General features: G+C 70.0%; 9 protein-coding genes. 3 read left to right on the forward strand and 6 right to left on the reverse strand.

Annotated features, from left to right (window positions below):
- From EQG76_RS12365 to phnG, 3 genes are all read right to left on the reverse strand, one after another.
- On the reverse strand, window positions 1-351 hold a 351-nt coding region (locus tag EQG76_RS12365), incomplete at its 3' end, for a carbon-phosphorus lyase complex subunit PhnI (RefSeq protein WP_200840768.1).
- A 3-nt stretch (window positions 352-354) separates the two neighbouring features.
- Window positions 355-939: a phosphonate C-P lyase system protein PhnH gene (phnH, locus tag EQG76_RS12370; RefSeq protein ID WP_159713747.1), complete on the reverse strand. Its 585-nt coding sequence runs from the start codon at window positions 937-939 to the stop codon at window positions 355-357.
- 4 nt (window positions 940-943) lie between these two features.
- On the reverse strand, window positions 944-1,390 hold the full coding sequence (phnG, locus tag EQG76_RS12375) for a phosphonate C-P lyase system protein PhnG (protein ID WP_159713749.1): 447 nt from the start codon (window positions 1,388-1,390) through the stop codon (window positions 944-946).
- 172 nt (window positions 1,391-1,562) lie between these two features.
- On the opposite strand from phnG, the gene phnF reads away from it, so the two are divergent.
- Window positions 1,563-2,336: a phosphonate metabolism transcriptional regulator PhnF gene (phnF, locus tag EQG76_RS12380; RefSeq protein WP_159713751.1), complete on the forward strand. Its 774-nt coding sequence runs from the start codon at window positions 1,563-1,565 to the stop codon at window positions 2,334-2,336.
- A gap of 4 nt (window positions 2,337-2,340) precedes the next feature.
- On the opposite strand, the gene EQG76_RS12385 is transcribed toward phnF, so the two are convergent.
- Entirely contained in the window at window positions 2,341-3,318 is a 978-nt protein-coding gene (locus EQG76_RS12385) for a magnesium transporter CorA family protein (protein WP_159713753.1), read from the reverse strand.
- A 166-nt stretch (window positions 3,319-3,484) separates the two neighbouring features.
- Between EQG76_RS12385 and EQG76_RS12390 the strand changes: the two genes are divergently transcribed.
- Window positions 3,485-3,979, forward strand: a complete 495-nt coding sequence (locus tag EQG76_RS12390; RefSeq protein ID WP_159713755.1) for a hypothetical protein — start codon at window positions 3,485-3,487, stop codon at window positions 3,977-3,979.
- On the opposite strand, the gene EQG76_RS12395 is transcribed toward EQG76_RS12390, so the two are convergent.
- Complete coding sequence (locus EQG76_RS12395; RefSeq protein WP_159713757.1) at window positions 3,949-4,689, reverse strand: prepilin peptidase; 741 nt, start codon at window positions 4,687-4,689, stop codon at window positions 3,949-3,951. The two genes, EQG76_RS12390 and EQG76_RS12395, sit on opposite strands and share 31 nt — an antisense overlap.
- A gap of 26 nt (window positions 4,690-4,715) precedes the next feature.
- A complete protein-coding gene (gspD, locus tag EQG76_RS12400; RefSeq protein ID WP_159713759.1) occupies window positions 4,716-6,854 on the reverse strand; it encodes a type II secretion system secretin GspD in 2,139 nt (712 codons plus the stop codon).
- Between the two features lie 371 nt (window positions 6,855-7,225).
- On the opposite strand from gspD, the gene EQG76_RS12405 reads away from it, so the two are divergent.
- Entirely contained in the window at window positions 7,226-8,908 is a 1,683-nt protein-coding gene (locus EQG76_RS12405; RefSeq protein WP_159713761.1) for a GspE/PulE family protein, read from the forward strand.
- The last annotated feature ends 132 nt before the right edge of the window (window positions 8,909-9,040 follow it).

Below are 9,040 nucleotides of genomic sequence, written 5' to 3' on the forward strand. Positions count from 1 at the left end.
GATCTGGCCGCCCGGGATGTCCTTGAAGGTTGCCGAGACCCGCCGCGTCACCCGCATGCTAGCCGTCTCGACCGGCACGGAGCTGAGGAGGCGCGGCAGGGTGGTGCGGAACGCGCGCAGGAGGAAGGCCGCCTCCACCGTGTCGCCCCTTGCCTGCTTGAGCGCCAGGGCAGCCAGATCCGGATCGTAGAGCGAGCCTTCGTTCATGATCCGGTCGCAGCCCAGCGCCAGCTGCTCGCGCAGCTGGGCGGGATCCAGCTCCGGCAGGTCCGGGTCGCCGCGGCGTTCCTCCGCGAGCCAGCGGTGCGCGTTGCGGATCGCCTGCTCGCCGCCCTTGACCGCGACATACATGGCTCAGGCCTCCACGTCGGTGCTGCGCGGCAGGCAGGAGATCGACCGCCTGGCCGCTAGCACGAGATCCACGCCCAGGGGAAAGCGCCGGCGGTTCGCCTGCAGGCCTGGGACGAGGTCGGGGGGCGCACCGCCGATCTCCAGGCGGGCCGTGCCGGCGATGCCCGGACCGCGCAGCTTCAGCCCGGCACCGGCGGCCAGATGATCCACCTGGAGGATCACGGTGCAGCTCCGGTCGGGATAGTCGTGGCTGCCCTGGGCGAAGCGCTCCAGCGGCAGCAGGCCCGACGCCCTGGTGACCACCGCGAACGCCGCCTGCCCGGGCTCCGCCACGGTCCTGGCGCCGGTATGAAAGCGGATCGACTGGCTGGCATCCGGATGGTCGCCATCCAGCCAGACCGGGCTGTCCCCGTCGACCAGGCCCAGCAGCAAGGCATAGGCAGCGGGCACCAGCGGCTCCGGAGGGGCCGGCAGCCCGCCGCGCAGCACCACCACCGAGCCCGGCCGGCTCATCGCCCAGAGCAGGTCACGGAACTGCATCTGCGCGTCATGCACCGGATCCGCCAGGCCCGCCGCGATCCTGCCCATCGGCTCAGTCCTCCCCGCGCACCAGAGTGAAGAATTCGACGCGGGTGGCCGCGGCCTTGCGCGCGGTGGCGGCGCGCCGCCCGGCGAGTGCTGCCTCCAGTTCCGCCACCGCCGCGTCCACCGCCCGGGATGGTGCCGACTGAAGGAGGGCGTCCAGGCGGGCGATTAGGCGGGCGCGCTCGGGCCGGCGGCCCTGCACCCAGCCGATGCCAACCCGGTCATCCGATGAGCGGACCGCACAGCGGGTGACCGTGACCTCGCCCAGGTTGAAGGCCGCCCCGGTGCCGCCGGCCCGTCCTCTTGCCATCACCAGCCCCACCTCCGGGGCGCGCAGCAGCTCGAACTGGGCATCGTCGACGCCGAAGCTCTGGCCGAACCGTTCGGCCTCGGCGTCACTGGCCATCGCCAGGGCCTGCAGCCAGCGCGCCCGCAGGGGAGGAAGCTCTGTCATGGTCTAAACGTCTAGATGAATCTTCTAGAGAAGGTAGCCGATCGCCGGCAGATGTAAACGACCTGGGCGTGACCGGATCATGACGAATGCCCTTGGTCCCGGGCTGGACGGCCGGTCCTTGCCCCGCCTAGCTTCGCCCCGCATCTGCCCGAGCCCGCAGGACGCCCAGCGCTTGTCTTCGCCACTGCCCGACCCGATCACGGCACCGCCCGCTGCCAAGCCCGGCAGCCTCGCCCGCGGCCAGGGTGTCGCGCTGTGGCGGCAGATCGAGAGTGCCCTGGAGCAGGCCGTCCTGGCCGGCGCCTTCGGCCCGTCCGGGCGGCTGCCTCCGGAGCCCGAGCTGGCCAAGCGGTTCGGGGTGAACCGGCACACCGTGCGCCATGCGGTCAAGGCCCTGGCGCTGCGTGGCATCCTGCGCATCGAGCAGGGCCGCGGCACCTTCGTCGACCGTCCGCCCATCGACTATCCGATCGGCACGCGGACCCGGTTCTCGGCCAATCTTGCGAGCCGCGACCGGCTGCCGTCCCGCGTCACCCTGGCGCTCGACCGGATCGCACTGGACGGGACGGTTGCGGCACTACTCGGCGTGCCGGCCGGGGCGGCTGGCCTGCGCCACCGGACCGTGGCCTCGGCGGACGGCCTGCCGCTGGCACTCGGCACCATCTTTCTCGCCACCGGGCGCTTTCCCGATGCCTTCGCGGCCCTCATGGCCGATCCCTCGATCACCGCCCTGTTCACCCAGGCAGGTCAGGCCGACTACCGGCGTGCCTGGACCCGCATCCATGCGCGCCTGCCCTCGCCACAGGAGGCGCAGGACCTGCAGCAGCCGCGCGAGCGGCCGGTCCTGGTGACCGAGGCGCTGGACCAAAGTGCCGCGGGCGAGCCGCTCGCCTACAACTGCACGGTATGGGCCGGCGAGCGGGTGACGCTTACGGTCGGCGGCTGAACGCTCAGAGCCAGCCTTTGCGCTTGAAATAGAGGTAGGGCGCCACCGCCGAGATCACCATCAGCCCCAGCGCCATCGGATAGCCAAAATCGAAGCCGAGCTCCGGCATCACCTGGAAGTTCATGCCGTAGATGCTGGCGACCAGGGTGGGCGGCAGGAACACCACGGCGGCGACTGAGAAGATCTTGATGATCCCGTTCTGCTCGATCGAGACCAGACCCAGAATGGCGTCGAGCGCGAAGGTGACCTTGTTGGTGAGGAAGGAGGCGTGGTCGGAGAGCGAGATGACGTCCCGGCTGATCGTCTTGATCCTGGTCTGCAGGCCCTTGCGGTCCTTGGCCTTGAAGGCAGTCGTCACGAACGCGACCAGCCGTCCGAGGCTCACTAGGCTCTCGCGCGACTTGCCGATCATCAACCCGTCACGGCCGACCCGCGCCAGGAGCTGGCGGTAGTCGCGCGCCTGCCGCGCCGCCTCCTTGGCATCAGTGGTGAACACCTCCCTGCTGACCCGGTCGAGATCGGCGCCGATCGCCTCCAATATGTCGGCCAGCCGGTCGACGATCGCCTCCAGCAGGCCGACGAACACGGTCTCGCCCGAGTTCCAGGCGAGCGGGTTGCGTTGGATCTGCGAGGCGGCGGTCCGGAACGGCAGCGGGTCGGCATAGCGCAGGGTCACGAGCCTCGGCCCCACCAGGATGAAGGTGACGGGCGTGAGCTCCGGGCTCTCGCTGTCCGCGCGGCACAGGAGCATCGCGGTCATGAAATGGGCATCGGCTTCCTCGTAGAGCCTCGAGGACGCCTCGATCTCGACGATCTCGTCGCGGGTGGGCACGTCGATGCTCAGCATGTCCTCGACGAACCGCACCTCGGCCGGGCTGGGCTCCAGCAGGTCGATCCAGATCACCCGGCTGCGGACGGCCTCGTCGCAGACACCTTGCATGACTTCGACCGAGCTGCCGGTGGCGAGGTAGAGGCGCATCATGGCTGGCATCGCCTCCGGTCTGGCAGGTGGGGCGAAGCCCCTGTCCGCCAGCATTGCGGGCCTTGTCAAGCCGGCCGCGGGGCACCCACCCTGGACTGGTTCCAACGACCCGCCGGGGCGGCTATAGAGCCAAGCACCAACGCTTCCACCAGGGGATTTTCTGCACTTGCGGCTCCTCCTCCTGTTCGCCCTGCTCCTGGGTGCTGCGCTCCATGCGGCCCCCGCCCACGCCCAGTCCGTCGCGATCGAGGACCAGCCGGACGGCGTCCGGCTCGACCTGGAGGATACCCCGCTGCAGGAGGCGATGAGCGCGCTGAGCGAGCGATTCGGCTTCACGGTGCGGATGGTGCGGCCGAGCGAGGCGCGCCTGACCGGCAGCCGCACCGGCAGCGCGCTGGAACTGTTGAACTGGATCCTGGCCGGCCACGACCGCGCCATCTTCATGGACCGGATTGGCGACCGGGAGCATATCAGCCGGGTCGTGGTGTTCGGCCCGTCCGGGGCGGCGCCGCCGGTCACCTCGCCCGCGCCCGACGAGGGCATTCCCGACTATGGCGAGGAAGAGGACTACGAGGAGCCGCTACCTGAGGAGGAGATGCCGCCCGTTCCGCTGGACGGCGGGGTCGACGACTACATGCTCGATCCGTCCATGACCGAGTAGCGGCCGAGCAGGGCCATGGCGAAGCCGGCCGCGGCGAGCCAGGGCCCGAACCGGATCTCCCGTCCGCCATCGAAGCGGCCGCGGCCCTGCAGCAGGGCGGCCAGCAGCGCGCCGCCTGCGGCCAGCACCACCACCCAGGGCAGTTGCACCAGCCCGACCCACAGGCCGAGCGCGCCCATCAGCTTGACGTCACCCCCGCCTAGGCCACTGCGGCCGCGCACTGCCTCGTAGCCGTGGGCGATGGCGGCGAACGCGCCGGCCGCGATCAGCCCGCCCAACAGCGCGTCCAACAGCGGCGGTGCCGCCGGGTCGAACCATAGCGAGAGCAGGCCCGCCAGGAACAGGGTCAGGTTCAGGCGGTCGGGCAGGATGCCGTGGAGATGGTCGACAGCGCTCAGCAGCACCAGGAGCCAGCCGGCCAGGAGGAGCCACGGCCAGCTCGAAGGGCCGGTCAGCAGCACCACGGCCATCGCGACTAGGGCGGCGGCCAGCTCCACCCAGGTCTCCAGCAGCGGGACGGGCCCGCCGCAATGGCGGCAGCGGCCGCGCAGCAACAGGCGGCTGACGATCGGGACCAGGTCCAGGGCCCGCAGCGTCGTGCCGCAATGGTCGCAGGCCGAGCGGCCGGCAAAGGCAGCGGCGGCACCTTGCGGCCAGCGCCGGGCGACGGTGGCGAGGAAGCTGCCGACACAGGCGCCGGCGGCACCCATGACGGCAGCGATCAGGAGGAGCCGGTTCAGCCGCGAACCTGGCTGCCGGCGCCTTCCGGTGCCCGCGACGCATCCGGGCCGAGTCCGCGGATCGTGCCGCGTTCGACTGGCCCCGGCACGATCGGGTTGGCGTTGAAGCCGCCGGTGATCCCGCGCATCCGATCGCGGATCTCGCGGCTGATGGTCGCCGCGTCCTGCGCGTCGCGCACGATGCGTGGGGTCAGGAACACGATCAGCTCGGTGCGCCGGCCGACCCGGTTGTTGCTGGCGAACAGGTCGCCGATGCCGGGAAGATCGGACAGGAGCGGAATGCCGCTGCGCTGGCGCTCCTCGCCGTCCTCGATCAGGCCACCCAGCACCACGGTCTGGCCGGAACGCACCGACACCGCGGTCTGGATCTTGCGCTGGTTGATGGTGGGCGTGAGGTTCTGCTCCTCGGATTCCGCCTGGACCACGTTGGAGACCTCCTGGGAGATTTCCAATGCCACCGACCCGTTGCCGCTGATGCGCGGCTTCACCGTCAGGATCACGCCGGTCTCACGGTACTGAATCGTGTTGACCGTGCGGGAATCAGCTTCGTCGGCTTCGGCCTGCCGGATGGTGACCGGCACCTCCGCGCCCACGTTGAGCGACGCTTCCTTGTTGTCCTGCACCACCAGGGTCGGCGCGCTCATCACCCGCACGTCGGTGACCGAAGAGAGGGCATCGAGCGCGATGATCTGGTCGTTGCCGCTGTTGAACAGGAAGCTGAAGCCCGGGAAGGTGTTGCGCGGCCGGGCAGTCGTCCCGGACACGAAGCCGAACCGGAAATCGCCGTTCTCGAAGAAATACTGCACCCCGTAGCGCAGGCGGTCGTTGAGCTGCACTTCGGCGATGGTGGCGTCGATCACCACCTGGCCCGGCGGGGTGTCGAGCCGCCGGGCGGTCGCCTCGATCATGCGGTACATGTCGGGCGTGGCACGGATGACCAGTGTGTTGTTGGTCTCGTTCGGCACGATCTTCACCTGCTGCAGCCCCTGCGGGCCCGCCAAGCCGGAAGCGGCGGTACCGCCGAAGTCGAGCTGTGCCGCCTCGGCCAGCGCCAGGTCCGGCTGCTGACCGGTATCGACGTTCGGCACCTGACCGCTGTCCACGGCACTGCCGGGCGCCTGGGTGGTGCCGAGCGGCTGGCCGAGCGCACCACCGCCTTCCGCGATCACCGCGGCCAGCGTCGCCGCCATAGCCGCGGCCGGCGTGTACTGGAGCTGGTAGATGTTGAGCTGGGTGCCGACGCTGCTGCCGGCATCCAGCCGGCTCACCCAGTCCTGCGCCCGCTCGACCCCTTCGGTGTCGCTCGACACGACCAGGACCGCGTTCAGGCGCTGCATCGGGATGAAGCGCATGCCTTCATAGGCGGTGAAGTCCTGCGCCGCGGCGGCCCCGCGCACGCCGAAGATCGCCTCCAGCTCGGGGATGATCGCTTCCGGCGTGGTGTTCTGCAGCGGGAATATGCCGACCGAGCGGCCGGCCAGCCAGTCGACGTCGACATCCGCGATCGTGTCGACCACGGTCTGCCGTTCCTGGGCGGTGCCACTGACCAGCATCAGGTTGCGCGACATGTCGATCCGGAGGTCGTCCGGGTTGGCGATCAGCGGCCGGGCGAATTCCTGGGCGGTGATGGCCGGGACATGCCGCAGGGGAATGATGGTGACGCCGTAGCCGGGCTCGATGCGCGTCGGCGAATCGCCGAGCTGGGCCACGCCTGCCCGGCCCACCGCGTTCTGCATCTGGACGACCGCGTAGCCGCCGCCTTCCTGCACCAGCGCGGCGTTGTTCTGCCGCAGCACGGTCTCGAGCGTGGCCAGGAGGTCCTCGCGGCTGATTGCTGCCGAGGTGGAGAGGGTGACCGAGCCCTGGATGGCGGGATCCACCGTGTAGTTCACCTGGAGCACGTCGCCCAGGATGGTGCGCACCACCTCGCGCAGGTCGGCACCCTCGAAATTGAGCTGCACGCCGGCCCCGTCCGGGCTGACGACGGCGCCGGGCGAAGCCGGACGCTGCTGAGCGGTATCCTCGGCCCGGTAGATGCGCGCCTGCGGCGGTGCGCCCCGGCTCACGCCCAGATCCAGCGGCTGCTGGGACAGCGCCGGCTCCTCGGGCGGCGGCGCAAAGTCGAGGTCACGCACCCGATCGGTGATCGAAGCCTGCCGACCAGCCTGGTCGGAAGCACAGCTGACGAGCAATGTCGCGAGACTTACGTACAGCAGATTACGTACAAGCTTTCGGCTCGCACGATTCTTGGCCACGTTCGGCATCATTGTCCGTCTGGTTTTCAACCGTGTCATGGGTGCAGGAGCGACCAGTTCCACCCCCCCCGGCTTCAACCTGGCCGTCTCCACCAATGGTAGTGCCGGTCACGTTCCGCCGCGTCAAGTCACGGCAGGACACGTCACGGCTTTGACACGCGGTCGTGTGATCGGGCAGACCATATAAATCAACGCGGGATAGCCCAGGCCGGGTATCACCTGCCGGACGGTGTTGCCGGGAAGAGACAGAAATGGACCTCATACTGACACGCCTGGTTGAATCCGGCCGGCTCGTGGCGGCCGACATCGCCCGGCTGCGCGAGCAGTCGAACGGTGCCGGCGAGTTTCTGCCAGCACTCCTGGCCAAGAGCGGCCTGATGACGCCCGCCGGGTTCGCCCGTGCGGTGGCCGAGCTCTACAATGTCGAGATCGTTACCGGCGATGCGGTGCCGAAGGAGCAGCTGTTCAGCGGCCAGCTCGCCGCGCGCTTCCTCGAGGCCAACCGTGCCCTGCCGATCCGCCACGACGAGCGCACCGTCTGGCTGGCGATGGCCGATCCCACCGACAACGCCACCATGCGTGCGGTGGCGATCGCCACGCGGCGCCGGGTGGTGCCGGTGGTGATGGCCTATGACGAGCTGGAGCGGGCGATCGCGAAGTCGGTCCGCGCCGAGGCGCCGTCGCTGGACGAGATCGGCCGGGCTGCGGCCGGCGGCGACCTGCTCGACCAGATGCCGGACGACAAGGAGAGCCTGGAGCACCAGGCCGAGGCGGCACCGGTCATCCGCTTCGTCAATCAGATGCTCTCGGACGCGGTGCGGATGAGCGCCTCGGACATACATGTCGAACCGACCCGCGAGCGCCTGCGCGTGCGCTTCCGCGTCCATGGCCGCCTGCGCGAGATCGGAGCACCCCCGGCACGGCTGGCGGCGGCGGTGATCTCGCGCATCAAGATCATGGCGCGGCTCGACATCGCCGAGCGGCGTCTGCCCCAGGACGGCCGCGCCCGCGTGGTGGTCGACCAGCGCCGCTTCGATCTGCGCGTTGCGACCGCACCGTCCGTCCATGGCGAGAGCGTGGTGATCCGCCTGCTCGAGACCGACAAGGACGCACCCAGCTTCGTCGAGCTCGGGATGCCGGCCGCGATCGAGGCGGCGATCCGCCGCCAGCTCGCCGCCCCGCACGGCATGTTCCTGGTGACCGGCCCCACCGGCAGCGGCAAGACCACGACCCTCTACACCTCGCTGCGCCAGCTGGACGCAGTGACGGACAAGATCATCTCGATCGAGGACCCGGTCGAGTATCAAGTGGAAGGCGTCACCCAGATCCAGGTCCGGCCGGAGATCGACTTAGGGTTCGCCCGGATCCTGCGCAGCGTGGTGCGGCACGATCCGGACGTGATCATGGTCGGCGAGACCCGTGACGGCGAGACCGCCGACATCGCGGTGAACGCCGCGCTGACCGGCCACCTGCTGCTCTCCACCCTGCACACCAACAGTGCCGCGGGTGCGGTCGGCCGGCTCCTGGACATGGGGGTCGAGCCCTTCCTGCTGGCATCGGTGCTGCGCGGGGTGCTGGGCCAGCGCCTGGTGGCCGAGCTCTGCCCGAACTGCCGGCGCCCTCATCCGCCCACCGAGGAGGAGGCGGCGGTGCTGACGCGCTTCGGCACGGCCGACACCGCCATCACCCTGTTCGCCGCGGATGGCTGCGAGCAGTGCAACGGCACCGGCATCGTCGGGCGAGTCGGCATCTTCGAGATGCTTGAGGTGGACGAGGAGATCCGCCGCCTGATCCGCGAGCGGGCCCCCAGCCAGGCGCTGCAGGCCCATGCCATGTCGCGCGGCATGACCACCATGTTCCAGGACGGCGTGGCCAAGGCGATGGCCGGGGTCACCACACTGGACGAGGTGCTGCGCGCCACCGAGGAGTTCTGAGCGGATGGCATCGTTCCGCTACCGAGCGCTTACTGCGGCCGGCCAGATGACCAGCGGCGACGTCGAGGGCGCCAACCGCGCCTCAGCGGTGCGCGCGCTGGAGGCGATGGGGCTGGTGCCGATCGAGCTGGC

Source organism: Geminicoccus flavidas (genome assembly GCF_009806515.1).
Taxonomy (GTDB): Bacteria; Pseudomonadota; Alphaproteobacteria; order Geminicoccales; family Geminicoccaceae; genus Geminicoccus; species Geminicoccus flavidus.